Raw genomic sequence first — 25665 nt, forward strand, 5'->3', positions numbered from 1 at the left:
GGCAGGTGATCAGGACTCGGCGGTGATAGCGCTGAGCGATTGTTGCAGCTCTTGCATGCTTTGTTTGACAAAGGCTTCGCGTTCCGAGCCTTTCAGTCCATCCGCAGAGGTCAGGATGCGCACGATTTCACGGGTGGCATGACGTCGGCGTGAGACTTCTTGTGCCAAGTCGTCCGACTCAGGGATGGACAGCACATTGCCAGAGCAATAGCTGTTGGGAGCCCCACCGCAGTCCTTCAGCCATTGAGCAAAGCCTTCGGGAGTGGCAGCAGGGTTTGCGCCGCGCAAGGCATCGCGCAGCATTTTGCGGAACATGTATAAGCCTGCGTCGAACTTGGTTGGGTTCTCCAGAGCGTGCACTGCGATAGGACGCTGGCTGATGATGGCTTCGTAGTCTCCGGGTGCTTGCTGGCATTCCTTGTAGTTGTGACGAGTGCGGTGGTCGCTAGGGATGGGCGGGAAATCTTCCAGCTTGTACTGACCGAAGCGCTCGGGACGACGCATGGCCACCTGCCCTTCCAGAAAGTCGATGGTCTCGTAGCCGACCATCTCTTTATTGCCCACACCGCGCGTATCAATGCCAGGACCCATGACACGCCAGCCAATCATCTTGCTGTTTTGATCATCAACGGGCACCGTCCAACGCACGATGTGAAAGCGGCTGAAAAACTTTTCTTGCGAGCCGTCTTCCGAGGTGTAGGCGTGCAGGCTCAGATTGGGCAGAACCTGGTGTTGAACACGAATGAACAGATTGTCCTTGCTGGCACGACGTGCGCCTGCGCAGGCCAAGCTGCGGCCGTTGTGGACAGGGATAAATTGCATATCTGGTGCCACCTCCATGGAGGCAGCACCTACTTCGTCAAAGGTTGTGCCTTGATAGTTGCCCCCTACGACGTTCTTGGCAGCGTGCAGTGCAGTGGGATGGAAGTTATCAGCGGCGTTGTCTTGTACCTGCAGCCAGTTGCAATGCTGGAAATTGCTAAAAGCGACCAGCTCGTCACCGGGCATGACAGTGAAGTTTTCTTCCCATTCAGGGAAAGGTGGCTCCGCATCGGGGGGGCCCATATAAGCGAAGATCAGGCCGTGGCGCTCGAAGGCCTTGTAGGCACCCTGACGGATGGAACAAGCGTATTTTTCACCCTCGGCCTCTTCACCTTTGGGATAAGGCACATGCAGACAGGTTCCGTCTACGTCAAATACCATGCCGTGGTAGCAGCACATGATGCCTTTTTCCTGAATGGCACCGTATTCCAGTGACGCACCACGATGGGCACAATGCGCATGCAGCAATCCAATCTGGCCGCTTTTGTCACGGAAAGCGACTAGCTCTTCACCCATAATTTTCAGAAAACGGGGGGTGTCGGTCAGCTCTGCTGCCATACATACAGGGTGCCAGAAGCGGCGCATATATTCGCCCATCGGTGTGCCGGGGCCGACCTCGGTCAGTTCGGGGTCGTGTTCAGGAGTGCGGTTGGTGTAATAGCCGCCGTAGGGAATCAGTTTCTTTTCGGTCATGTCGTCCTCGTGTGCAGATCAATGGTGGAAGGGGTCAGGCTACTTTTTTGTCGACCAATGCCTGGGCGCTGATCCAGGGCATCATGGCGCGCAGTTGTTCGCCCACAATTTCCAGACGGTGGCGCTGGTTCAAGCGGCGATGGGCGTTCAAGGAGGGTTGTCCAGCACGGCTTTCCAGAATGAAATTCTTGGCATAGGTGCCATCCTGGATGTCGCGCAGAAGGGCTTTCATGGCTTGGCGTGTGGCGTCGGTCACGATCCGTGGGCCTGCCTGGTATTCGCCAAACTCGGCGTTGTTGGAGATGCTGTAGTTAAGGTTGGCAATGCCTCCTTCGTACAGCAGGTCCACGATGAGTTTGAGCTCGTGCAGGCATTCGAAATAAGCCATTTCCTCGGAATAGCCGGCGTCGACCAGGGTCTCGAATCCGCATTTGACCAAGTCCACCATGCCGCCACAGAGCACGGCTTGCTCGCCAAACAGATCGGTTTCAGTCTCTTCGCGAAAATCAGTTTCGATCACCCCGGAACGCCCGCCCCCATTGGCAATGGCATACGACAGTGCCAGTTCACGGGCCTGGCCGGAGCGGTCTGCGTGGATGGCGATCAGATGCGGTACACCGCCTCCTTCGACATAGGTGGACCGCACGGTGTGACCGGGTGCTTTTGGGGCCACCATGATGACGTCCAGATCGTCGCGGGGCTTGACTTGGCCGTAGTGGATATTGAAGCCGTGGGCAAACCCCAAAGTCGCTCCAGGGCGAATATGAGGCGCGACGTCCTGTTCATAGACACGGGCAATATCTTCATCAGGCAAAAGCAGCATGACGATGTCGGCTTGCTGGACGGCGGCCGGGATATCGGCCACGGTCAGGCGAGCAATGGCTGCTTTGGGACGGGATGTGCTGTTGGGGCGCAGCCCAACCACAACCTCCACGCCCGAATCCCGCAAATTCAGCGCATGGGCATGACCTTGAGAGCCGTAGCCAATGATCGCAACCCGGCGTTGCTGCACGAGGGCCAGATCACCATCCTTGTCATAAAACACCTTCATACTGCCTCCTTTTTGTGAGTTCTGTGTTCTGTATACAGAGTTCAGTATTGAGGGGCGTTATTCGAGGTGTCAAGGAAAAATCGGAAGATCGGGGGAAATCCCTAGGGAGTCAGATTTGCTCAGCGCATGGGGGCAAGGCTGGCTTCGCGCAGCAGCCAATCACGCAGATGTTCAATGCGTTGCAAGGTATCCCGGTGGTTGCGGTAGTACAGGAAATGCATCTCGCGCTGCAGGCTGCGGCCATTCGGAGCAGGCAGGACGACCAGCTCCCGGTTATCCAGCTCTCGCTCGGCAAATCGCAGTGTTTCCAGACTGACACCCAACTGGTCTACCGCAGCGGCGACAGCCATGGCGCCCCGGTCAAAGGACAGGCGGGGCCCGGGTGGGGCAGACATCCCGTTGCTGCCAAACCAGTCAGCCCAGCTAACGGGGCTGATGGTGGAGTCGATCAGCGGCAAGTGCAGGTACCAAGGCTGATGCAGGGCCAGCTTGGCGTAGAGCTTTGGGGAACATAAGGGCAAAAGGGGCTCGGGATGCAATGACTCCACAACGAGCCGGGGATCGTGGCTGGGGGCATGCCCGTAGCTGATCACGCAGTCTATGTCTGTGGACTGATGCAGGTCCGGCGGGGTGGCATCGGTACGCAAATGGATGGCCAAACCGGGATGTTCCCGCATGAACGCGTGCAGGCGTGGACCCAGCCATTTCACGGCCAGACTGGGTGCGCAGTGCACCGTCAAGGCTGGCGGAGTGCCGCCCTCCCCTTGAGTTTCTTCGCATAAGCGAGCCAGTTTATCCAGCAAGGGAGTCAACTCCCGATAAAACTCCTGGCCCAGGTTGTTTAAGCTGACGCGCCGGTTGTGGCGCACGAAAAGGCTGCGTCCCAGATGGGTCTCCAGACTTTTAACCTGATGGCTGATGGCAGAGGGAGTCAGGTGAAGCTCATCGGCCGCCAAGCTGAAACTCTCCAGCCTGGCGGCCGATTCAAACGCACGTAACCAAGCAAAATTTGGGATGGCTCGCATAGGGAGACCTTCTTCAGATGAATAGTTTTAATCAATAGCTGAAAAAGCTTCGTTTGTCATTCATGGTTTTCGACCCCTACCATAAGTTCACGTTTCACCCGTACGCTGCGCTGGATGGGCTGGCGTGCGGGCAACGCAACATATTGCCGAACCCGGAGGAGACCTTCCCATGAACGCTAAACCAAACATCAACGAAATTTTGGCCATGACAGGCCGCAAGTCTATTTATCAACCCGAGCAGCAAGGCTTGATCTACCCCGAAGAGCCCCAGTTTGATTCCTTCGAAGAGGCTCGCACGCACTTGAAGCAACGCCTGGTGGCAGCTTGCCGTGCTTTCGCCTTGCATGGCTTGGACTACGGTTTTGCCGGACATCTGACCATCCGCGATCCTGAACACCCCAGCCTGTACTGGACCAATCCCATGGCCGTGCATTTTGCTGATGTGAAGGTATCCAATTTGATTCTGGCTGACCACGAGGGCAAAGTTGTCGAGGGTGACTACGCCGTGAACCGGGCTGGTTTTGTCTTGCATGCTGCTGTGCATGAAGAGCATCCGGATATCGTGGCCATGTGCCACGCTCATACGGTTTATGGCACGGCTTTCGCGGCCTTGGGCCAAGAGATTTTGCCTATTACCCAGGATGCCGCCGCCTTTTATGAGGACCACGTGGTGATCCGCGAGGAGGCAGGCCAGGTGGCCGTGGAAACCAAAGCCGGTCATAAGGTTGCCAATGCGTTTGCAGGCGTGAAAGCAGCAATTCACCAGAACCATGGTTTGCTGACGGCAAGCCGCCACAGCATTGAGGCGGCTGCTTTTTGGTTTATTGCCCTGGAGCGTTGCTGCCAACAGCAATTGATGGTGGCCGCTACAGGCATAACACCTACCTTGGTCACTCCTGAGCGTGCCCGCTATAGCCGAGAGCACGTTGGCAGCGAATACATTGGCTGGCTGCACTTTCAGCCCATCTGGGAAAACTTGCTGCGCACCCAGCCCGACATGTTTGATTGATCCGTCCCACCGCAGCCTGAGTTGTTGGGGGCAGGCTGCTTATTTCGCATAATCAGAACGAGGAGACAAAACGTGGAACGACGAGCAATGCTGAAATTGACCGGCTTGGCCGGCATTGTGGCCAGTGGCATGGCACCCGCTGTGGTCAAGGCGCAAGAGAACCTTCGTTGGCGCTTGGCATCCAGCTTTCCCAAGCATCTGGATACGATTTATGGGGGCGGGGAAGTATTTGCACAGAAAGTGCGCGAACTAAGTGATGGCAAATTCAATATTTCGGTGCACGCCGGCGGAGAACTGATGCCCGCCATGGGGGTGGTGGATGCTTTGGAGCAGAATTCGGTAGAAGCCGCCCATACTGCACCCTACTATTTCTTTGGCAAGAATGAGGCTTTTGCGTTGAGCTGTGCCATCCCCTTTGGCATGAACTCCCGCCAGTTGACTGCCTGGATGTATCACGGCAATGGTCTGAAGCTGACGCGGGATTTCTATGCCAACTACAACATCGTCAATTTTCCCTGTGGTAACAGCGGCGTGCAGATGGGGGGCTGGTTTCGCAAGCAGATCAATACCCCTGAGGATGTACGCGGCTTGAAAATTCGCATTGGCGGCCTGCCCGGTAAGGTCATCGAGAAACTGGGCGGCATTCCACAAAACATTGCCGGTGGCGAGGTCTACCAGGCTCTAGAGAAAGGCGTAATCGATGCCGCTGAATGGGTAGGACCGTACGACGATCTGCGCCTGGGTTTTCATAAGGTTGCCCCGTACTACTATTACCCAGGCTGGTGGGAGGGCTCAGTGGGTCTGGATCTGCTGGTCAATAAGAAGGCGTATGACGGTCTGTCGCAGCATTACAAGGATATTGTCTCTGCGGCCAGCACTTATGCTCATCTGGATATGCAGGCCAAGTATGACGCGCGCAATCCTGGGGCATTAAAGGAGCTGGTGGGTCAGGGAGCCAAAGTGTTGCCCTTTTCCAAGGAAGTGCTGGACGCCTCTTTCAAGGCCAGCCAGGAGCTGTATGCGGAGCTTAATGAAAGCAACCCGCAGTGGCGCACTATCTACGCAGACTATCGTGCGTTTCAGAAAGATGAGCTGCTCTGGTTTCGCTTTGCCGAAGCACGCTTTGACCAGTACATGCAGTCTGTCACGCTATGAGTGGATGGCGGGGGCGGTATCGATCTGCTGCCGACGCAAAAAATACGACGCCTCTGCCAGTTTCAGAAAATCCACCATTTCAGTACGCGCATATTCCGGATCGCCGCTGGTCAGGGCTTTGCCCAGTTTTTCCAGTGCCTCTACGGTGATGTGGTAGTTGTTGGTGTCGGTGGTATTGGCAAAGCGCACTTGGTTGGCGTGGTCGGCGGACATGGCGATGGCGTCCAGCAGGCGCTCGTTGTGCACGCATTGCAACCAGGCTTGGCGAAAGCTGGCGTTGGCGCTGAACATCAGGGCCGCGTCTTTATGCACCATGGCCACTTTGGCCAGATCGATGGCTTTGCTCAGGCCTGCATTTAACTGGTCGCGGTCTGCGATATTGACGGCTAGTGCTGCGGCTGCGGGTTCCAGGATACGGCGCAATTCAAAGATATCGCGAACCATGGCATCGGTGAGCACGGGGACCTGAAATCCCCGTGTGGTGCTATTTAACAAGCCTTCGTTGACCAGTCGCAACAGGGCCTGGCGCACCGGCATGCGGGTGCAGCCAAAGCGCTCGGCCAGCTCATAATCCAGCAGGCGGTCGCCAGGGTGCCAATCGCCGGCGTTCAAACGCCGGCGTGTGTCCCGATAGATGGTGTCTACCAGCGTTTCCGCTTTGCTTGCCTGTGTGGATTTACCCGTCGAAGTCGCCATACGAAACCGATCACAAAAGAATGGATGATTGTATCGTACAGACCCTGTGGCGCTGGTCGGGTTTGTGCTTAGAACTTGCTCCGTATGCCTACCCGTAAGAGGGTTTGATTACGGCCCGAAGAGTTAGGCATGCTGATCACATTGGCAGTGGCTCCCTCGCCTTGCGCGTGCTGGATGATGGCCTGGGTGTAGATATCCGTGCGCTTGGACAGGAAGTAGTCTGCCGTCAGGTTCAACTGATGGTATTTGTTCGATCCTAGCGTGGTCAGCCCGTAGCCTGGGCCCAGCACCAAATTAGGAGCGGCTCGCCAGGAAAAACCCAGCTGGTAGTTGCGGAAGGTGTGGTTCTTTTGCTGGCCTTCCGGAGCGACGTACAGCGCTTGCGAGAACACACCGTACACCGTGACTTTATCGAAGGTGTAGTTGGCGCCTATACCCCAGTCTCGCAGGTAGCGGCCACCAACCCGTTTGGGCGCTCCGCCGCCGGTCAAGGGGCTGATGTCCAGGCTGGCTTCTTTAACTTCGGTATAGGCCGCGCCTGTCGCAAAGTTGCCGTTTTTATAGTTGGCGGTAAAGCTCAAGGTGCGTCCGGTCTGGGCGTGCCCTTCGCGTCGCTCCGGGAAGCCGTACATTGCTCCCAGTTCTAAGCCGCCAAACGATGGGGTCAGGTATTTCACGGACTGGTTGACCCGCTGGCCGCTCATTCTGTCGTTATCCAGTGGGCTGTTGGAATAGCCACCCGCTGACCAGGTGGGCGTGTAGAACGCTTGCAAGGTGTCGGTGAAAAAGTCGTACTGGCGGCCCAGCTTCAGGCTACCTGCATAGTCGGACTTCAGGCCCAGCCAGGCTTGCCGTCCCCACAGTGCTCCGCCCTGCCCCATCTCTCCGGTCGCCAGCGAAAAACCGTTCTCCAGCTGGAAGATGGCCGACAAGCCATTGCCCAGAGATTCGGAACCGCGTAAACCCAGGCGATTGCCTTGCATGACGCCGGTATCCAAGGTGGTGGTGGATGGGCCATTGGCATTGCTGATCCAGGTCAGGCCCGCGTCCACGATGCCATACAAAGTGACCTTGCCATCGGTCTGTGCAAGAGCAGGAGCCGTCGTGCACACCGCGCTCAGGGTCGTCGCGCCTGCCAGGGCCAGTTTCAAAGAACGGCGCATCATTGGGCACCGCCTTTGCTGGGTGTTGCATTCAGTTGAGCGGCGCGGTTCAGTGCATCTTGCTGCCCTTGTGTAGGCAAGGCGAAGACACACAGGCCACCCAGTACGGCCAAGCCGGCAATAGTCAGTACTGCGCTGCCGGTATTGCCACTGATTTCCTGGGCCAAGCCCATGGCATAAGGGCCGAACAAGCCACCCAATGCCGCCACGGCGTTAATGAGCGCATAGCCGGTTGCCGCTGCGCGGCCGCTCATGAAGTTGCCTCCCAAAGCCCAGACCAGTGGAGTGCCACCAATAAACATGGCAGTAGCGATGATGACGCCAATAATGCGCATGGTGGGATCAGGGGCCAAGGCGGTCAGCAGCAAGCCCACAGCACCGCCTGCGCAGGCAAAGGCCAGGTGCCAGCGTCGTTCACCAAAGTAGTCGGAGGAGCGGCCCAGCACCAGCATGGCGACGGCCGATGCGGCATACGGCAAGGCGGCAATGTAGCCAATGTGGGTCAGGTTTTTGATGCCTGCTTCTTGGATGATGGTGGGCGTCCAGAAGATAACTGCGTAAATACCCAGATTCAGCGACAAGAGCACGCAGGCCAGCCACCACACGTTGGGTTTGCCCAGCACTTCAGCAATTTTGTCCTTGCGAGGCAGTTCGCGTTGCGCATCCTGATTCAGGGTGTGCAGCAAGGTTTTTTCTTCCTGGCTGAGCCATTTCGCATCTTCGGGGCGGTTGGGCAAGGTGGCGTAGAGCAAGGCCGCGACAAAGACGGCAGGGATGCCTTGCAGCAGGAACAGCCACTGCCAGTTATGCATGTGGGCGGAGTCCGAAAACACATCCATGATCCAGCCCGACAAGGGGCCCACAATCATGCCGCCTGCGGCTGCGGCGGTCACCAGCGTTGCCATGACGCGCCCTTGGCGTTGGGGGGGAAACCATTGCGCCAGGTAATAGACCACGCCAGGCAGGAAACCGGCTTCGGCCACACCCAGAAGGAAACGCACGATATAGAACTGAGTGGGTGTGGTCACAAACATGGTCAGGACCGACAAGATGCCCCAGGTGACCATGATGCGTGCCAGCCAGGCACGGGCGCCAAAGCGGTACAGCAGCAGGTTGCTGGGGATCTCAAACAACAAAAATCCCACAAAGAAGATGCCCGAACCCAGGCCGTAGACTTCGGCCGAAAAATTCAGGTCTTGCAGCATTTGCAGCTTGGCAAAGCCCACATTGACACGGTCGATGTAGGCCACGATGTAGCTGATGAACAAGATGGGCATCAGCCGCCAGAGAATTTTGCCGAAAAGCAGATCCTCGGCCTTGGAGGGGGCGGGGTCTGCGGGGCGCGATTGTTGTCTCATGATAGTCCTTATTGGTAATCGCAGTAAGTGAATTCAGTTGAACCCAGTTGATGCAAATATATTCAGATTCATACTTGTTGGTCAATAAGAACTATAGGTATAAAACAACTGGATGATTTATTAGGCTATTGAAATTAAACGATTTTATATAAATAGAAAGCTCAATTTCTAGTACAAACACCTAGATTCGTTGACAGTCATAATCCTGCTCTATAAACTGAATTCAGTTTTAAAAATACCAATAAGGAGCTGACATATGAGCAGGCAGGTGGCCCCATCGGCCCAGGTGATCGAGCACGTTTCGTCCCTGATTGGCTTTGATACGGTAAGCAGGAATTCCAACCTGGAATTGATCGAATGGGCGGCCAACCGGCTTGAAGCAGCCGGAGCCCATGTGCGCTTTGATTACAACGATTCGCGCTCCAAGGCCAATCTTCTGGCCACCTTTGGCCAAGGCCCCGGTGGGGTGGTGCTGTCCGGGCATACGGACGTGGTGCCGGTGGATGGGCAGGTCTGGTCCAGCGACCCTTTCCAGGCCCAGATCCGTGACGGGCGGCTGTTTGGGCGCGGCGCTTGTGACATGAAGGGCTTCATCGGGGTGGCCATGGCGCAGGCGCAAAGTCTGGGTTCCATGAAGCTGCGCGAGCCCGTGCATCTGGCACTGAGCTACGACGAAGAAGTCGGTTGCCTGGGCATTCCGGGCTTGATCGAAGAAATGCGCAAGGCGGGGATTCGCCCCAGCGGCTGCATTGTGGGCGAGCCCACCAGCATGCGGGTGGTGGCCGCGCATAAAGGCGGCCGCATCTACCGTTGCCGCGTCAAAGGCTGCGCCGCCCACTCCTCCTTGACACCGCAGGGCCTGAACGCCATCGAGTACGCCGCCAATCTGGTGTCCCACATTCAGCATTTGGCCGATGAAGAGGCCAGCGTGGGAACGCGTATGGAAGGCTTTGATGTGCCTTTTTCTACGATTTCCACCAATACGATTTCGGGTGGCAACGGCATGAACATCATTCCTGCTCATTGCGAATTCTCCTTTGAATACCGCTATCTGCCGGGTGTGGACCCGGACGGCTTTATCAGCGATTTACGCCAGTTTGCTTACGAGCGCGTTTTGCCACGCATGCAGGCCCGCCACGCGGATGCCGCCATTGAGTTCGAGTGCCTGGGCAACATCCCTGCCCTGGATGACGATGACAGCCAGGAATTGAAAAAAATGGCCCTGGCCCTGCTGGGTGAATCGGCGGCTCAGCGCGTGGCGTACGGGACGGAGGCCTCCTTTTTTCAAGAGGCGGGTGTCCCCAGCATTGTGTGCGGTCCGGGCTCCATCACGGTGGCTCACAAGGCGGACGAATACGTCAGCCTGGAGCAGTTGGCAGCCTGCGAGTCCTTTCTGGGCAAGGTAATCCAGTCTTTGGCTGCTTAGGACCGGATGGTTTCAGGCAGTTCAGTTGGCCTGCCTTATTTTGAAGGAAAAATTTTTCATGAAGTTAGCAAAACGCATTACCGGCACTTCGCTGAAGTCCTTTGGCATGTACGAGCAAGCGGCTCGCCTGCCTGGCGATACCTCGGATCTGATTCATCTGGAAGTGGGCCGCCCACATGCCGATACGCCTGTGGCCATCAAGCAGGCTGCGGCCGATGCCTTGATGCGCGGCGACGTGCATTACAGCGATTTGCGGGGCGTGCAGGCCTTGCGGGACGCTTTGGCTCAGAAGCTGCGCACGCAGAACAAGCTGGATGTTGGCCCGGACGATGTGCTGGTGACCAATGGGCTCACGCATGCCTCTTTTGCCGCCTTTTTTGCCATTCTGGACGAGGGCGATGAGGTCATTTTGCTCTCGCCGCACTATCCGCAGCACATCGGCAAGATTGAGCTTGCCGGGGCGCATCCTGTTCTGGTGCCCCTGAACCGCGAGCAGGACTTTGCCATTGACCCCAAGGCGATCGCGGCTGCCATCACCCCGCGCACCCGCATGCTGGTGCTGGTCAATCCGGCCAACCCTACCGGCCGCGTCTACCGGCGCAGCGAGCTGGAGGCACTGGCTAAACTGGCGATTGAGCATGATTTGATCGTGGTGTCGGACGAGGTCTACGAAGACATTACCTATGACGGTGCCCAGCACATCAGTATTGCCTCCCTGCCCGGCATGCAGGAGCGCACGGTGTCCATGTTTGCCTTTACCAAGTCCTATGCCATGGACGGCTGGCGAATCGGCTATCTGGCGGCGCCCGCCTCGTTGATGCCCGGCTTGCTCAAGATCACCGCTAACGATGTCACCCATGTGAATACTTTTATTCAGGCCGGTGCGCTGGAAGCCGTCACAGGGCAGCAAGAGGCCTTGGGCAAGATGATTGCGGAAGATGATGCCAAGCGCCGCATGATGCTGCAGCGCCTGAACGCCATGCCGCATGTCAGTTGCGCCAATGTGGAAGGCACGATTTACGCCTTTGCGGATGTGCGGGCCACGGGAGTTCCGTCGCAGGAGCTGGCCGAACGCCTGTTGAATGAAGCTCGCGTCGTTGTAGAGGCAGGCAGCTTCTATGGTCCGCAGGGCGAGGGTTTCTTGCGACTGTGCTTTGGCTCAGCCTCGTTTGAGCAAATCGAACAGGCCATGGACCGCTTGCAGGTTTTCTTCACGGCCTTGGAACCGGTAGGAAGCCAGACTGCCGCCTGAGATATTTGAATCGACCGGACAAAAAGCCGCTTTCTAGCAGAAAGCGGCTTTTTTATGGCTTGTAGCGTCTGAGTGTTGCCATTTTGGCTGCCGCAACATGACTTTTTTATATAAATATATAAGTTAAAGTCCGTACAAATAAACAGACAAGTGGTCTCGGTATTTTCCCTAGTTTTATCTCTGAAAGCCCTATGGACTGCGGTTATAAGGTCATTATCAATCCATATTTCCGTAGACAAGTATTGGCTCCTTATTATATTGTTCGTATCAAACAATAATTATGTCCGGTCAATTAATAGGAGCAGGTCCATGAGAAACGGGATTCGGGGTGTACTGGCAGCAGCAGGGTTGTTGGCCGCGCTAACTGCGCAAGCTCAAACGCTCAAGCTGGGTGTGGTGGGAGGCATGACAGGTCCAGGCGCGCCCTGGGGGCTGGCCATTGATGGCGGCGTGAAAATCGCCGTGGACGAAGTTAACCAGGCCGGTGGTCTGGCGGTGGGCGACAAGAAATACAAGGTCGAAGTCTTGACCTACGACGACCACTACAAGGCTGCTGATGCCGTAACGGCTACCAACCGCCTGATCGATCAGGACGAAGTGAAGTACATCATCGGCCCTATCGGTTCGGCTTCGGTCATGGCCATGAAGCCGATTACCGAGCGCAACAAGGTCATCATGCTGTCCAACAGCTATTCGACCGAGGTGCTGGATGCGAATACGCAATACATGTTCCGTGTGCTGCCCACGCAGTATGAGTACAACCGCCAGTTGATCGGCTGGTTAAAGCAAGAGCGCCCGGAGCTCAAGCGTCTGGCTATTTTGTCGCCTAACGATGCCACCGGCTGGAGCACACAAAAAATCCAGACCGAAGCCTATAAGGATGCCGGTTACGACGTGGCGGAAACCAAGTTTTTCGAGCGTTCGCAAAACGACTTCCGCACCTTGCTGACCAGCATTCTGGCCAAGAACGTGGACTTTATTGAGCTGGATACCGTGCCCCCCGGCCCGGCTGGCATTGTGATTCGCCAGGCACGCGAAATGGGCTTCAAAGGCCAGTTCACCAAGTTTGGCGGCAATAACGTCGCTGAAACCGTGAAGTCTGCCGGTGCGGAAAACGCCCAGGGCACGCTGGTGTACCTGTCGGCCGACCCGTACAGCGAACCCTACCAAAAGCTGAGCCAGGCCTACGGCAAGATCCACAGCAACAGCATGGATGACTTCGTTTTCTACTTCTACGACGCCACCCGTTTGCTGTTCAAAGCGATCAATGAAGCGGGCACGGTGGACGATACCGATGCCGTGCGTGCTCGTATCGAAGCCAATAGCAGCTTTGACGGTATTCAGGGCGCCATCGTCTGGGGCGGCAAGGATGTGTATGGCGTCAACCATCAGATCACCACGCCTGCCTATCTGGGTGTGATCGAAGATGGCAAGGCCAAAGTTATCAATAAGTTCGACGCCCGCTAGTCGCCGGTTTGGTATCAGTCAGCACTCCGCCACGGTGGTGGAGTGCACCTTAACTACGGTTCGCAATTATGCAGATCGCAATGCAAATCGCCATCATCGCCCTGATGTCCACCTTTGTGTACGCCCTGGTTGCCCTGGGTTTCACGCTGGTGTTTGGCATCTTGCGGGTGGTGAACTTCGCCCACGGCGAGTTTTACATGCTGGGCGCCTACGCCATGTATGTGTTCTATGGACAGTTTGGCTGGCCTTACCTGCCCTCCATTGCCGCTGCGGCAGTGTTGGTGGGGGTATTGGGCTTGCTGGCTGAACGTGGCCTGTTCCGGCGCTTTGCAGGCGATGAGATGGGCGGCATGATCATGTCCCTGGCCTTGGCCATCACCTTGCAGGCCGGTATCTCCTTGCTGTTCTCGGTGGACGAGCAATCGGTGCGCCGCCCGGTCGAAGGGGCCTGGCAAATTGGCCAAGCCTTCTTTGCCAAGGACCAGTTGCTGATTGTGGGCATGAGTGTGCTGGCCTTGGCCGGCTTCTATTTCCTGATTGAGCGCACTCGTATCGGCATGACGATACGGGCTGTGGCACAAGACCGCGAAGTGGCTCGTCTGCAGGGCGTCAGCTCCTGGAAGATCATGGCTTTCACCTTTGCCTTGAGCTGCGGTCTGGCGGGCCTATCCGGAGCCTTGATGGCGCCGGTCTATACCGTGCACCCCTATATGGGTGAAGCGGTGGTGGTGAAGGCTTTCATCATCGTGGTTCTGGGTGGTTTGGGCAGTTTGCCCGGTGCAGTGGTAGCCGCCCTGATTTTGAGCGTGACTGAAGCGGTGGCCTCCACCTTTTACAACGCCACCGTGGCGACCATGCTGTCCTTCTTGATCGTGATGGCGGTGTTGCTGGTCAAGCCCAGCGGCCTGATGGGGAAATCGTCATGAGCATGATCAAAACAGCTTCTTTTTACCCGCGTGACGGTGCCCTGCAATGGGCCTGGCATGCCGTGCTGGTCGTGGCGTTACTGGGCTGGCCGCTGTGGGCCGGGCAACCACGTTTTGCCCTGCATCTGGCCATCATGGTGTCCTTGTACGCCTGCCTGGCCATGAGCATGAATCTGGTGTTGCGCATTGGTCAGCTCTCGCTGGCACATGGCGCTTTGTTTGGGCTGGGGGCTTATGCCTCGGCCATTCTCAGTCGAGATTATGGCTGGTCTTTTCCAGCCGCGTTTTTGGGCGCCGGAGTACTGACGGCAGCATTAGCTGTGATCACCGGCCCTATTTTTATGCGTATCAAGGGTGTGCACTTCGCGCTCTTGACCTTCGCCCTGGGCGAAGCCGTGGTGCTGTGCTTTATCGAGTTCCACGAACTGTTTGGCGGCAATAACGGCTTTGGGCAGATTCCGGCCCTGCAAGACAGCTTGCCTATCCCTGAAGGGCGCTATGGCGTGTATCTGGTGGTGGTGAGCTTTGCCCTGCTGGTGTATTTCGTGCTGCGTGCCTTGTATCGCCGTGAATGGGGCATGGTGGCCGACTCCCTGCATCAGAACGAACAGTTGGTGCGTTCAGGCGGCCTGAATGTGCTGCGCTTTCGGGTCAGTGTGTTTGTGCTCAGCGCTTTGATTGCAGGTTGGACGGGCAGCTTGTACGCCCATTATCAAGGCTATATCTCGCCGGATTCTTTTGGATTCTGGACGGCAGTGAATGCGGTGATCATGAACGTGCTGGGCGGCGTCGGTGCGCTGGCCGGTGCGGTGATTGGCGCAGCCATTTTGATTCCCCTGCCCGAACTGCTGCGCGATTTGCAGCAATACCAGCGCCTGATTTATGGCCTGACATTGATTTTGCTGCTCTTGTTCATGCCGCAAGGTTTGGCCGGTCTGTGGCGTAAATGGCGCGGTGCGCGCAAGGAGGCAGCATGAGCGTGCAATTGAATATTCAGGGTCTGAGCCGACACTTTGGCGGCATACGGGCGGTGGATGAGGTGTCGTTCAGCACCGCCGCTGGCCAGATTACCGGCGTGATCGGCCCTAATGGGGCGGGTAAGACCACTTTGTTCAATCTGATTGCGGGCACCACCAAGCCCAGCGCCGGTGCTGTCACCATGAATGGGGATGCAATTACCGGGCGTCCGGCGGCGTATCTGGCTCGGCAGGGACTGGTGCGCACCTTTCAGATGACGCATGTGTTTGCGGGCCATACCGTATTTGAAAACCTGTATCGCGCTGCCCTGTTTCGCCAGTTTCCTTCACCCTGGTCGCTGTTCAACCCTTGGGGTGTGCGTCGTGGTCGGCAGGAAGCTGCCAAGCAGGCAGAGCAAGCCTTGGCCTTGATCGGTTTGGAGTCGGTGGCCCATGAGCAGGCTGACTCCCTGGCCTACGGTTTGCAGAAGATTTTGGGTGTGGGTATGGCACTGACTGCCATGCCCCGCCTGCTTTTAATGGATGAGCCCGCTGCTGGTTTGAATCCGGTGGAAACCGTGGCGATGGCTGATTTGATTGAACGCATCCATGCCAGTGGCATTGATGTGGTGGTCGTCGAGCACGATATGGGTTTGGTAATGCGCCTGTGCCAAAAGTTGGTGGTGCTGGTCAATGGCCGCTTGCTGGCTGAAGGGCCAACGGCGCAGGTACGACAGGACCCTCGCGTGATCGAGGCCTATCTGGGTGCGGATCTGGATAAAGAGCCTGGTCTGGAACCGCCGGTCGATACTCGTTCTTATCAAGGCGATATCAGCCGTGTGGCGGCGGGCTCTAGCTCCAGCAAAAGCAAGGGGTCTGTCGCTACGGCAAGCAAGCCCGCTCCCATGTTGGAAATCAAGGATTTGAGCGTGTCTTACGGCGCGGTGCGCGCTTTGGATAAGGTCAGTTTTACGGTTGAAGAAGCCAGTGTGTGTGCCGTGATTGGTGCCAACGGGGCAGGTAAATCTACCCTGATGAAAGCCATTAGTGGTTTGGTGCCGGTGAGCAGTGGCGAGGTCTTGCTGGAAGGCCAGCCCATCCAGAATCTGAGTGCCGAGCGACGCGTGACGATGGGCATTGCCCTGTCGCCCGAAGGTCGCCGCCTGTTCCCTGAATTGACGGTGCGCGAGAACCTGTTGATGGGCGCGTATTTACGAAAGGATCAGGTGGAAGTAGCCGTGGATCTGGAGCGCATTTATGCCTACTTCCCGCGCCTGCTGGAACGTGAACAAAGCCAGGGTCGCCACTTGTCGGGCGGCGAGCAACAAATGTGTGCGATCGGTCGTGCACTGATGTCCCGGCCACGCCTGCTTTTACTGGATGAGCCCTCTTTGGGGCTGGCGCCTGCGGTCACGCTGGAAGTGGCCCGTGCCATACGGCAGATCAGCCAGGACGGCACCACGATCGTGCTGGTTGAGCAAAACGCTCGTCTGGCCCTGAAGCTGTCCAGCCGCGCGGTTGTACTGGAAACCGGACGGCTCACCCTGGCTGGCAACAGCAAGGACATCATGAATAACCCACAGATTGCGGCGGCCTATCTGGGCCACGCCGGAGAGTCATCGCATCATGCCTAATATCTACCAGGTAGCTATGTTTAATGCCGAACGCTACCCCGACAAGGTAGCGGTATCGGATGATAAGCAGGCGCTGTCCTTTGCGCAGTTCTGCGCCCGCACGCGTGCCTTGTCGGCCTACCTGGCCAGTTTGGGTGTGCAGCCGGGGGACCGGGTGGCGATCATGACGCCCAACTCCATCGACTATCTGGCCTTATTGCATGCGACGGCTGTGGGCGGTTTTGCTCTGGTGCCGGTCAATACCCGTTATGGGGCAGCCGAATTGCGTTACCTACTGGACGATGCCCAGCCTGTGGTGTGCATTGTGGACCCGGCTTACCGCGCATTGCGCCATCAAATTGAGCAGGAAGGGGGTTTGAATACGGCGGTACAGTGGCTGGAGGATTTGCCCGCAGCCCTGCCCGATCACCGTGCGGATGACCCTGTGCAACAACGCTTTGGCCGGGTGTCTGACGATGATGTAGCCATCATCATGTATACCTCCGGGACGACATCGGCCCCCAAGGGTGCGATGCTGACGCACGGGAATTTGTCGGCCAACGCCGTGAACTACATCATGGAACTGGGTATTGATTCCAACAGCCGTTCGCTGCTGGCAACGCCCCTGTTTCACATCGGTGGTTTTGGCGTGGTGAATGGCCCGATTTTGTATGCGGGTGGCAGCTTGCATGTGGTGCCGCGCTTTGAGACGGATGCGGTGATGGACGCGCTGCGTCTGTATCAGCCTACGCATGTGTTTTTGCTGTCGGCCATGTGGGTGGGGCTGACGGATCACCCCGAGTTCCGGGACCTGTCCTTGTCAGCTGCCCAGTTTGTGCAGACCGCCGCCGCCCCTTTGGGTCAGTGGCGTCAGGATTTGATTCGCACGGTCTTTCCCAATGCGCAGTTCAGCTGGGGCTTTGGCATGACGGAAAGCTGTGTCACCACAATCAAGAACCGCTATACCCAGGAGATTTTGGAGCATCCCGGTTCCATCGGCTATTTGTGGCGTCATGTGCAATATCGTTTGGTGGATGCGGACGGGCAGGTATTGCCTGACCAGCGTGGGCCGGGCGAATTGCAGGTGCGTGGCCCTACCGTCTTCAAAGGATATTGGCGTCAGCCGGAATTGACGGCGCAGGTGCTGGACGCGGACGGCTGGTTGCATACGGGCGACTTGATTCGTGTGGATGAAGAAGGCTTTGCCTATTTCATGGGCCGCAGCAAAGATATGATTAAAACGGGCGGGGAAAATGTGGCCGCGCTGGAAGTGGAAAACTGTTTGGCCAGCCACACGGATGTGCGCGAGGCTGCTGCCTTTGGCTTGCCTCACGAATACTGGGGCGAGGAACTGGTGGCAGCGATTGTGCCTGCCAATGGCCGCGAACCTGATGTGGAGCTGTTGCGCGAGTTCTGCCGCCAGAAACTTTCTGGTTTCAAAGTACCCAAGCGCATCTTTATTGTGGATTCCCTGCCCCAGTCCTCTTCTGGCAAAGTGCAGAAGTTCCTTCTTCGACAAAGGTATGTCTGATGGCTACTTCCCTTTCTCTGTTTGATCCTGCTTTCTTGAGCGCCTGGGCGCAGCGCGCCAGTGCGGACGATTTTGTGCGCCAGCACAGCGTGCTGGCGGATGTGTGCGTGGCCCTGCGCAATACCGAAACAGGCGAGCACATCTGGTTGAACGTGTCGGAGCAGAACGTGCAAGCCGGTGTAGGCGAGCGCCAGGTGCCGTTCTGGCTGGAAGGCGATAGCGAGGCCTTTGCTGATCTGGCCCGGGGCTACCCTTTTAACCGTCTGGTTCGTCAACACCGGCTGGTGGTGGGTGGTGATTTGCGCGCCTGCGTGCAGAACTGGATGTTGTTGTACGCGCTGACCCGGCTGACGGGCGATCTGGAGATCTGACCATGCCTTATGTACGTACCGCAGACGGTATTCGCGCCTATTACGATTTGGCGGGTTCTGGCCCGGCTCTGGTCATGGTGCATGGTGCCAGTCAGGACAGCTTGTCCTGGCAATATGTGCTGGACCATTTCGCGCCGTTTTATACCGTCTATGCACTGGATTTGCCCGGTCATGGCAAGAGCGGCATGCCTTTGGGCGGGCCGCATACGGCCACCCCGCAAAATGCGCACTATCTGCTGCAATTTCTGGAGGCCGCCGGGATCAGCGATCCGGTCTTGATGGGCCATTCCATGGGGGGCGGCGTGGTGGCCCAGGCCGCCGCGATGGCGCCGGAACGCATCCGTGGTCTGGTGCTGGTGGATGGGGCCTCGGTCAATGTGGTGAAGTCCTCCGGCTACAACCCGCGTATTTTGGAGATGGCCCGCATCAATCCGGGCGATTGGTTTGAAGTGACTTTCCGCACGTTGATGGGCACCTTGGCGGACCCGGTACGGGCATTGGAAGTGGTGACGGATGCGCGCCGCTGTATTCCGGCCGTGGCCTTCGCGGATATTTGCGCCTTTGGTGGCTTTCGCATGGAGCAGATCCTGGGCGATATCCGCTGCCCGGTGGTGATTGTGGAAGGCAGCGAGGACTGGTCCGTGCCGCCAGAGTCCGCCAGGCAGGTCGAACGCTTGCTGCGAGAGGGCAAAGTTCCGGTGGAATATATAGAATGGCCGGGCATTGGGCATTTTCCCCAAAGTGAATGTCCTGAGCAGTTCACCCGTGACACCTTGGCCGCAATGCGCCGCCTGTCTCTTTAAGCTGAAGCACATACCGTATGGCAAACCACGAATCTCAGTCCAGCGCCAAGCCAACCCTGTATCAGAACATGAGCGATCGCTTGTTGGAGCTGATCCGTTCGGGCCACTACCCCGTCGGTTCCAAGCTGCCCACCGAGATGGAGCTGTGCGAGATGTACGGGGTAGGTCGGCATACGGCACGTGAAGCCATACGCAAGCTGACCGATCTGGGTTTGATCGAACGCCGCCGCCGTGCCGGCACCACGGTGATACGCCAGCATCCCAAGCCGCAGTTTGGCCTGGCTCTGGATACCACGGACCAGTTGCAGCGCTATCTGGAATTTACCGATCTGCACGTGCATAAAAAGGCGACAGGTGTAGATAAACAGCCACCGGAAACCGCCCTGGACGGAGAACCGGCTGATTGGGTGAAAGTGGAAACCTACCGTAGTGTGCCGGGCAGTAAACGCGGCATCTCCTGGACAGATATTTATCTGCGCAAGGAATATGCGACGGTGGCCGAGCTGATTTCTACCCAGCCGGGCGGGGTGTATCCCTTGCTGGAAGAGCATTGCGGTGAAGTGGTCGAGACAATCGAAATGGAAATTTCGGCCTCGCGTTTTCCGCCGCATGTGGCCCGCTTTCTGGGTTACGAGGACTCCGATCCGGCCCTGCTCATCATCCGTACCTTCCGCAATCTGGCTGGCAAGGTCATGGAGGTAGCAGTCAGCTTCTACCCGCCTTACGAATTTCGCTACGTCACGCGCCTGTCGCGCAGTGATGGGAGCCACCGCTCACAGAGCTGATTTTTCCGAACCTTTGGGGAGACATTCATGAAACGCAAATATGGCCGCAGCGTGACGGTCAAGGTGACGGGCGACCATGCGCTGGTGCGCTTTGATCGCGGCGTGAACCGCAATGCTATCGATCAGGACACCTTGCTGGCCCTGACGCAGGTGGCGCAAGACTTGGCGCTGTCCTTGGATATTCATACTGTGGTGCTCACCGGAGCCAAGGATATTTTTTCAGCCGGAATTGACTTGAAGGACCCGCAAAAGTGGAACGACGAGCAGGCCGGTCTGCTGGAGCGGCGTGATGTCGCCCAGCGGGGTGCTCGTCTGTGCCGCTTGTGGGAAGAATTGCCCCAACTGACGATTGCTGCCATGGAAGGCGCTGCAGTAGGCGGTTCTGTGGCGCTGGCCCTGGCGTGTGACTGGCGTGTGGCCTCGCAAAGCTCCTTTTTATATCTACCGGAAGCCAAGGTGGGCCTGAACATGGGCTGGGGCGCCATTCCGCGCATGGTGAATATGGTCGGTGCCGCTCGTACCAAACGCGCTATTTTGCTGGCAGAACGCCTGGGCGCGCAGCAGGCCTTGGAATGGGGTTTGCTGGACGAGGTGTGTGAGCCCGGTCAGGCCGTCGCTGTGGCTCAATCTTTAGCCCAGCGTGCGTCCGAATCGCCGGCTGCCATTATTCGCATGACTAAAGAGTCGGTGAATCTAGTGGCCAATGCCTTGAATCGCTTGGGCATTTATATGGATGCGGACCAGGCACTGGTATGTAGGGACAGTGTTGAGGGTGCCCAGGCTCGCGCCGGTTTTTTGTCAGCGGGTCGCGCGTAGATTTTTCATGAATAAAAGCCCCAAGGCCGGGATCAGATCCTGGCCTTGGGGCTTTTTGCACTTTGGGCGCTGTTGTTACTGCGTCTTTAAGCGGTTTGGCGCTCGCGTGCCAGACGACCCATGGCCTGTGGATACAGATCCAGACCGGCCGTTGCCACCAGATCCCAGAAGCCTGCTGGCGAGCTGGACACCACGGTGACACCCAGCTTGTCTTCCACTTGGCGCACCGCTTCTAGCGACACCAAGCCACCGCAAGACAGCAGCAAGCCTTGAGCCTGACCGGGTGCCTGCTCCTGGGCCATTTCCCAGGTTTTCAGGCACAGGTCCACCAGTTCCTGAGTGGTGATCTGAGCCATCGCTTCCACTTCGGTCACGCCCAAACCATGGGCGCAAACGGCCTGGATATCGTTCTGGCATAGAAAGTGAACCAAGCGTTGGTTGACGTCCTCGATATAGGAAGAGGCCACGGCCACGCGCTCGATGCCGCTGCTGCGCAGGCCACGCAAAATGGCATGGCTCATGGTGGAACACGGCAGGCCGGTGGACTCACGCAAACGGGCCACCAGTTCTTCGTTAAAGTCCGATCCCCGGTAAAAGCTTAGCGACGTCCCCATCAGCGACACGGCCTGCGCACCGCGTGCGGCCAGCTTTTGAGCTGCATCCACGACCTGGTCGATCACCTGGTCATAGCCTTGCTTGTCCACCGAACTTAAGGCCAGACCTTGGGCGATGAAATCAATTTCCGGGTACATTTCCGGACCTTCCGGGGGCACCAGACCCGCAGCGGGTGGCACGATCAGGCCCAATACGGGGTGGTCGGTACGAGAGTGATCAGTAGTCATAACTTTGTTGCTAGTTTCATTGTTTAAAGTCGAGATTGGCCGTCTTGATGACCTGGGCCCAACGTTTTGTTTCTTCACCCAACCATTGTTCGGTTGCCTGTGCATTCTGGTAACCGGCCACCGAGCCTTGGGCCAGGAAAGCATCCTGGACTTGCTGCAGCTTCATGCTGTTTTCCAGAGCCACGCTGATGGACTGAACCAGGGCGGGGTCGACATTGCGCGGAGCCAGCATGAACAGCGAAGGCGTCACGCTATAGCCGGGAATGGTTTCCGAGACGCTGGGCAGGTCAGGCATGCCGGGGAAACGGCGCTCGGACAAGGTGGCCAGCAAGCGGATGCGGCCCGAGTTGGCCAGACCAATCGAGGAGGCCAGGCTGGCAAAGGACATGGACACCTCGCCGGAGGCCAGGGCCTGGCTGGCGGGTGCGCCGCCACGGTAAGGAACGTGGACCAGTTCGGTTTGAGTCTGCAGGGCGAACAGTTCGCCACCCAGGTGGTGAATCGAGCCTACACCGACCGATGCAAAAGTTTCGGTTTGGGGCGGGGCCTTGCGGATGGATTCCACCAGTTCAGCCACTGTCTTGATGGGGCTGTCGCCGGGTACAGCCAATGCCAGATCGGACTGGCCCACCATGCCGATGGCGGTAAAGTCGCGCTGCAGGTCGTAGCGCAGGGCCGGGTAAATATAAGGGGCGACCAGCAAAGAGGTGTCAGCAAACAGAATGGTGTTGCCGTCTGGCTGGGACTTGGATACGTAGTCGGCAGAAATCGTGCCGCCTGCGCCTGATTTGTTTTCCACAATGACCGTGCGGTCCAGCTCTTTACCTAGAGCCTGGGCTGTCACCCGTGCCAGGGTATCGACCCCGCCGCCGGGGGCAAAACCGACCACCAGGCGGATGGGCTCAGCCGCGTGCAGGGCTAAGGGGGTCAAGGTCAGGGCGAGCGCGGCCAGCGCCCGCCGTGTGAAACGGCTTGCAAACATGAAAAGTCTCCTCGGGATGAGTGTGGTTTTTAGCTAGTTATTAATTCAGTGCCGCATATAAAAGCCGGCCAGGGGATTGAGCTGGGCGTTCAGCCAGCTATATCGTTCGCGCTTGTCGAACTCCCATTTATCCGGGTGTGCCTGGGCAACGCGTCGCAGCGATTCTGCCCCGGACAGCACATGGCTGGCGGCCGCTTGCATGGCGCTGGGGCCGTCACGCTGGGCCAGCGCCTGGGTTAGTGCCTGATGCTCATGCCAGGACTGCTCCATGCGGTTTTCCTGGTCCAGATGGCGGTGTCGGTAAGGGTTGGTCAGACGACGTAGGTGTTCAATTTGCTGCACCATGAACGTATTGCCAGCAATGCTGTGGATCAGGGCATGCAGTTCCGCGTTGTAGGTGGCGTATTCAGGCAGGCTTTTTTCTTGCAGCGCCTTGGCCCCCCGCTTTTGCAGACGCTCCAGTTCGCGGATCTGGGCATTGCTGATGCGATAGGCCGCCAATTGGGTACACGCCCCTTCCAGCAAGGCCAGGGTCTCCAGCATTTCTTCCAGCTCTTCAATCGTGTGCTGGGTAACAAAAATGCCAGCGCGCGGGGCAATCCGCACCTGCCCAGTGGCGGCCAGTTGCAGCAGCGCTTCCCGAACCGGGGTGCGCGATACCCGGAAAAAAGTGCACAGCAAGGATTCATCAATGGCGCTGCCCGGCGGCAGATCACCGCTGGCAATGCGGTGCTCCAGTTCAATTCTTACCCGGTCGGTATTGCTTAGCGTCATGTCTGTCTCCTGAGCCTTTGTTATTTTTTAGGCTTAAATCATTCTAGGGAGGGCTTTTTGATATATCAATTAAGGCTTATCCGAGGGTAAAGAAAGTTTTGTGCCGTTTTGCTTCGGGTAGATTTCACGGATAATCAATCTCTTGCGGCCATTCCCACACTCTTTCCAAGAGGGGACCAGGCACGGTATTTTCCGGATGAGACCCGATGAGCAACGAACGTAAACCCCTTGATGCGCTGGCCAGTGGTGCCATGCTGGCGCTCTGTTTGATCTGGAGCTTTCAGCAGATCTTGCTCAAGGCGACGGCACAGGACATGGCCCCCATCTTTCAGATTGGTCTGCGCTCGGGCGTGGCCTGTGTGCTGGTTGCCATGCTGGTGCTGATTCGTACTCATAGGCTTGGTTTTACGCAGGGCGCCTGGAAGCCTGGCTTGATAGCCGGTTTGCTGTTTGCGCTGGAATATTTGCTGCTGGGTGAAAGCCTGCGCTTTACCTCGGCCGCGCACGTGGTGGTGTTTCTGTACACCGCGCCGGTGTTCGCCGCTCTGGGCCTGCATATTCTGTTGCCTTCGGAGCGTCTTGCCCGCCTGCAATGGGTGGGCATCGCGCTGGCGGTAGCAGGCATTGCCATCACCTTTTTAGGTCCGGCTAGTATGGCCGGGGCGGACCTGGGGCGCATGCTGTGGGGGGACTTGATGGCCTTGGCAGCCGGTGCCTTGTGGGGCTTTACCACGGTGCTGATTCGCAGCACTCGCCTGTCTGCTGTCCCGCCATCTGAAGCCCTGCTGTATCAGTTGTTCAGCGCCTTTGTAATCTTGATGGCGGCGGCCGTGCTGACCGGGCAAACCCAGGTGCATTGGTCCAGCTTGTTGGGTGCCAGCCTGGTCTTTCAGTCTGTGGTGGTGGCCTTTTTAAGCTTTCTGGTGTGGTTCTGGTTGCTGACCCGCTATCAGGCTTCCCGCCTGGGGGTGTTCTCTTTCGCTACCCCGCTGTTTGGCGTCCTATTTGGTGCTTTCCTGCTGGGTGAAACCATAGAGCCCCGCTTTGTGGCAGGCGCCTTGCTGGTGCTGATGGGCATTACCCTGGTCAGCGCCTATAGCTGGATCAGTCAGCTGCGACGTCGCAGGGCATAAGCGGTCTAGAGCTCCAGAGCAGACGGACTTAAGCGTTGCCGCAAGCTGCTTTTTAACCAGCGGCAAAATTGGCGCGCGTGACTTTGCTGCGGGGACTGCGTGTTGACGTAGGCCATGTAAGTCGCGCCCGTGGCCACCTGTCCGGGGCCGACTTCCCGCAGCACGCCATCGCGCAGATGATCCATCACCAGTAAGCGTGGCACCACCAGAAAGCCTGATCCGGCAATTGCCCCGGCAATGGCGAAAAACAGGTGGTCGTAGGTCGCGCTCATCAGCAAGCGCGACGGCTCAATATCCTGATCAAGCGCCCATAGGCCCAAGACGTCTGGCCGTGAACGGGCCGTGACCATAGGCCAGTGTTCCCAAGCCTGCCCGCTGTGTTGCTGGATCAAGGCCGGTGCCGCCACGCAGACCAGTTCTTCCCGAGTGAGCTCCCAGCTTTCGCTGTCAGGCAGGCTTAAATCCCGGCTGATCAGCACATCAAACTCTTCATTAGGACGCGGTGGGGACAGATTGGTAATCAGATCAATCTGCATATTGTGCTGGGCGGTGAACTGACCAAGCATGGGCACCAGCACCGTCATTGAAAAGCTGGGCATGGAGGTCCGTACTCGCAGCCGTTCGTGCTGATCGGGATGATGGGTAATTTGCTGAATGGCCATCTCCAATGTGGCCATGGCGTCTTTGACCGTGTCATACAACTGCAGGCCCGCTGCTGTCAGCTCAATATAGGGGCCGCGCCGAATGAACAGGGCTTGCTTGGTTGTTTTTTCCAAGGTGGCAATGTGGCGGCTGACCGCGCTTTGGGTGATCCCCAGGCTTTGGGCTGCGCGGGTGAAATTGCCTTGTCGGCCTACCGCGACAAACACGCGCAGGGGAACCAGAGGAACATTTTCAAGCATGATTAAAACTCATGATAGGGCCACAGTTAGCAAGGGGTCCAAGTAGGGTGTAACAGAACGGTCATATAAGATAAATACCATGATTTCCATGCAATTTTATTTAAATTTCAGGAA

24 protein-coding genes are annotated in these 25665 nt (G+C 57.5%); 14 read left to right on the forward strand and 10 right to left on the reverse strand.

Annotated elements, in window-relative coordinates:
* Positions 1-9 precede the first annotated feature (9 nt).
* The 3 genes from AC1RSM_RS17155 to AC1RSM_RS17165 all read right to left on the reverse strand — a co-directional run bounded on the left by AC1RSM_RS17155 (position 10) and on the right by AC1RSM_RS17165 (position 3591).
* Entirely contained in the window at positions 10-1515 is a 1506-nt protein-coding gene (locus AC1RSM_RS17155; RefSeq protein WP_492933786.1) for a Rieske 2Fe-2S domain-containing protein, read from the reverse strand.
* Positions 1516-1549: 34 nt separating this feature from the next.
* Positions 1550-2611, reverse strand: coding sequence for a ketol-acid reductoisomerase (ilvC, locus tag AC1RSM_RS17160; protein WP_492934004.1), 1062 nt, complete (start codon positions 2609-2611; stop codon positions 1550-1552).
* A 74-nt stretch (positions 2612-2685) separates the two neighbouring features.
* A complete protein-coding gene (locus AC1RSM_RS17165) occupies positions 2686-3591 on the reverse strand; it encodes a LysR substrate-binding domain-containing protein (RefSeq protein WP_492933787.1) in 906 nt (301 codons plus the stop codon).
* Between the two features lie 169 nt (positions 3592-3760).
* On the opposite strand from AC1RSM_RS17165, the gene AC1RSM_RS17170 reads away from it, so the two are divergent.
* Together AC1RSM_RS17170 and AC1RSM_RS17175 are read left to right on the forward strand one after the other, a co-directional pair.
* Positions 3761-4600 (forward strand): class II aldolase/adducin family protein, encoded by an 840-nt coding sequence (locus AC1RSM_RS17170; protein WP_492933788.1) that lies wholly within the window; start codon positions 3761-3763, stop codon positions 4598-4600.
* Between the two features lie 72 nt (positions 4601-4672).
* Entirely contained in the window at positions 4673-5755 is a 1083-nt protein-coding gene (locus tag AC1RSM_RS17175; protein WP_492933789.1) for a TRAP transporter substrate-binding protein, read from the forward strand.
* On the opposite strand, the gene AC1RSM_RS17180 is transcribed toward AC1RSM_RS17175, so the two are convergent.
* The 3 genes from AC1RSM_RS17180 to AC1RSM_RS17190 form a co-directional block, all read right to left on the reverse strand.
* Positions 5750-6451, reverse strand: a complete 702-nt coding sequence (locus AC1RSM_RS17180) for a GntR family transcriptional regulator (protein WP_492933790.1) — start codon at positions 6449-6451, stop codon at positions 5750-5752. The genes AC1RSM_RS17175 and AC1RSM_RS17180 overlap by 6 nt on opposite strands.
* A gap of 68 nt (positions 6452-6519) precedes the next feature.
* Positions 6520-7617, reverse strand: coding sequence for a porin (locus AC1RSM_RS17185; RefSeq protein WP_492933791.1), 1098 nt, complete (start codon positions 7615-7617; stop codon positions 6520-6522).
* Positions 7614-8972: an MFS transporter gene (locus tag AC1RSM_RS17190; RefSeq protein WP_492933792.1), complete on the reverse strand. Its 1359-nt coding sequence runs from the start codon at positions 8970-8972 to the stop codon at positions 7614-7616. The genes AC1RSM_RS17185 and AC1RSM_RS17190 overlap by 4 nt, the downstream gene beginning before the upstream one ends.
* Positions 8973-9228: 256 nt before the next feature.
* Here AC1RSM_RS17190 and argE point away from each other — a divergent pair, with 256 nt between their 5' ends.
* From argE to AC1RSM_RS17245, 11 genes are all read left to right on the forward strand, one after another.
* The gene (gene argE / locus AC1RSM_RS17195) at positions 9229-10398 is read left to right on the forward strand and encodes an acetylornithine deacetylase (RefSeq protein WP_492933793.1); all 1170 of its coding nucleotides are present in this window, start codon (positions 9229-9231) and stop codon (positions 10396-10398) included.
* A gap of 58 nt (positions 10399-10456) precedes the next feature.
* Positions 10457-11650: a pyridoxal phosphate-dependent aminotransferase gene (locus AC1RSM_RS17200; RefSeq protein ID WP_492933794.1), complete on the forward strand. Its 1194-nt coding sequence runs from the start codon at positions 10457-10459 to the stop codon at positions 11648-11650.
* A gap of 309 nt (positions 11651-11959) precedes the next feature.
* Positions 11960-13117 carry an ABC transporter substrate-binding protein gene (locus tag AC1RSM_RS17205; protein WP_492933795.1) on the forward strand — a complete coding sequence of 386 codons (1158 nt, stop codon included), beginning with the start codon at positions 11960-11962 and terminating at the stop codon, positions 13115-13117.
* An 80-nt stretch (positions 13118-13197) separates the two neighbouring features.
* Positions 13198-14043, forward strand: a complete 846-nt coding sequence (locus AC1RSM_RS17210) for a branched-chain amino acid ABC transporter permease (RefSeq protein ID WP_492933796.1) — start codon at positions 13198-13200, stop codon at positions 14041-14043.
* Positions 14040-15020, forward strand: a complete 981-nt coding sequence (locus tag AC1RSM_RS17215; RefSeq protein WP_492933797.1) for a branched-chain amino acid ABC transporter permease — start codon at positions 14040-14042, stop codon at positions 15018-15020. Before AC1RSM_RS17210 ends, AC1RSM_RS17215 begins: the two co-directional genes overlap by 4 nt.
* Positions 15017-16633: an ATP-binding cassette domain-containing protein gene (locus AC1RSM_RS17220; RefSeq protein WP_492933798.1), complete on the forward strand. Its 1617-nt coding sequence runs from the start codon at positions 15017-15019 to the stop codon at positions 16631-16633. The genes AC1RSM_RS17215 and AC1RSM_RS17220 overlap by 4 nt, the downstream gene beginning before the upstream one ends.
* Entirely contained in the window at positions 16626-18143 is a 1518-nt protein-coding gene (locus AC1RSM_RS17225; protein ID WP_492933799.1) for a class I adenylate-forming enzyme family protein, read from the forward strand. The genes AC1RSM_RS17220 and AC1RSM_RS17225 overlap by 8 nt, the downstream gene beginning before the upstream one ends.
* Positions 18143-18514 (forward strand): hypothetical protein, encoded by a 372-nt coding sequence (locus AC1RSM_RS17230; RefSeq protein WP_492933800.1) that lies wholly within the window; start codon positions 18143-18145, stop codon positions 18512-18514. Before AC1RSM_RS17225 ends, AC1RSM_RS17230 begins: the two co-directional genes overlap by 1 nt.
* Positions 18515-18516: 2 nt before the next feature.
* On the forward strand, positions 18517-19317 hold the full coding sequence (locus tag AC1RSM_RS17235; protein ID WP_492933801.1) for an alpha/beta fold hydrolase: 801 nt from the start codon (positions 18517-18519) through the stop codon (positions 19315-19317).
* A 17-nt stretch (positions 19318-19334) separates the two neighbouring features.
* Entirely contained in the window at positions 19335-20102 is a 768-nt protein-coding gene (locus AC1RSM_RS17240) for a GntR family transcriptional regulator (protein ID WP_492933802.1), read from the forward strand.
* Positions 20103-20129: 27 nt separating this feature from the next.
* Positions 20130-20918, forward strand: a complete 789-nt coding sequence (locus AC1RSM_RS17245; RefSeq protein WP_492933803.1) for an enoyl-CoA hydratase/isomerase family protein — start codon at positions 20130-20132, stop codon at positions 20916-20918.
* Between the two features lie 86 nt (positions 20919-21004).
* On the opposite strand, the gene AC1RSM_RS17250 is transcribed toward AC1RSM_RS17245, so the two are convergent.
* From AC1RSM_RS17250 to AC1RSM_RS17260, 3 genes are read right to left on the reverse strand one after another with little or no spacing between them, the layout of a single operon-like run.
* Positions 21005-21760 (reverse strand): arylmalonate decarboxylase, encoded by a 756-nt coding sequence (locus tag AC1RSM_RS17250; protein ID WP_492933804.1) that lies wholly within the window; start codon positions 21758-21760, stop codon positions 21005-21007.
* A gap of 16 nt (positions 21761-21776) precedes the next feature.
* Positions 21777-22742 carry a Bug family tripartite tricarboxylate transporter substrate binding protein gene (locus tag AC1RSM_RS17255; RefSeq protein WP_492933805.1) on the reverse strand — a complete coding sequence of 322 codons (966 nt, stop codon included), beginning with the start codon at positions 22740-22742 and terminating at the stop codon, positions 21777-21779.
* A 45-nt stretch (positions 22743-22787) separates the two neighbouring features.
* Positions 22788-23516: a GntR family transcriptional regulator gene (locus tag AC1RSM_RS17260; protein WP_492933806.1), complete on the reverse strand. Its 729-nt coding sequence runs from the start codon at positions 23514-23516 to the stop codon at positions 22788-22790.
* A 206-nt stretch (positions 23517-23722) separates the two neighbouring features.
* On the opposite strand from AC1RSM_RS17260, the gene AC1RSM_RS17265 reads away from it, so the two are divergent.
* Positions 23723-24649, forward strand: a complete 927-nt coding sequence (locus AC1RSM_RS17265; protein WP_492933807.1) for a DMT family transporter — start codon at positions 23723-23725, stop codon at positions 24647-24649.
* Between the two features lie 5 nt (positions 24650-24654).
* Here AC1RSM_RS17265 and AC1RSM_RS17270 read toward each other — a convergent pair whose 3' ends face one another.
* Positions 24655-25551: a LysR family transcriptional regulator gene (locus tag AC1RSM_RS17270; protein ID WP_492933808.1), complete on the reverse strand. Its 897-nt coding sequence runs from the start codon at positions 25549-25551 to the stop codon at positions 24655-24657.
* Positions 25552-25665: the final 114 nt, after the last annotated feature.

The sequence above is a fragment of the Alcaligenes sp. GW821-FHT11D07 genome (assembly GCF_058808495.1).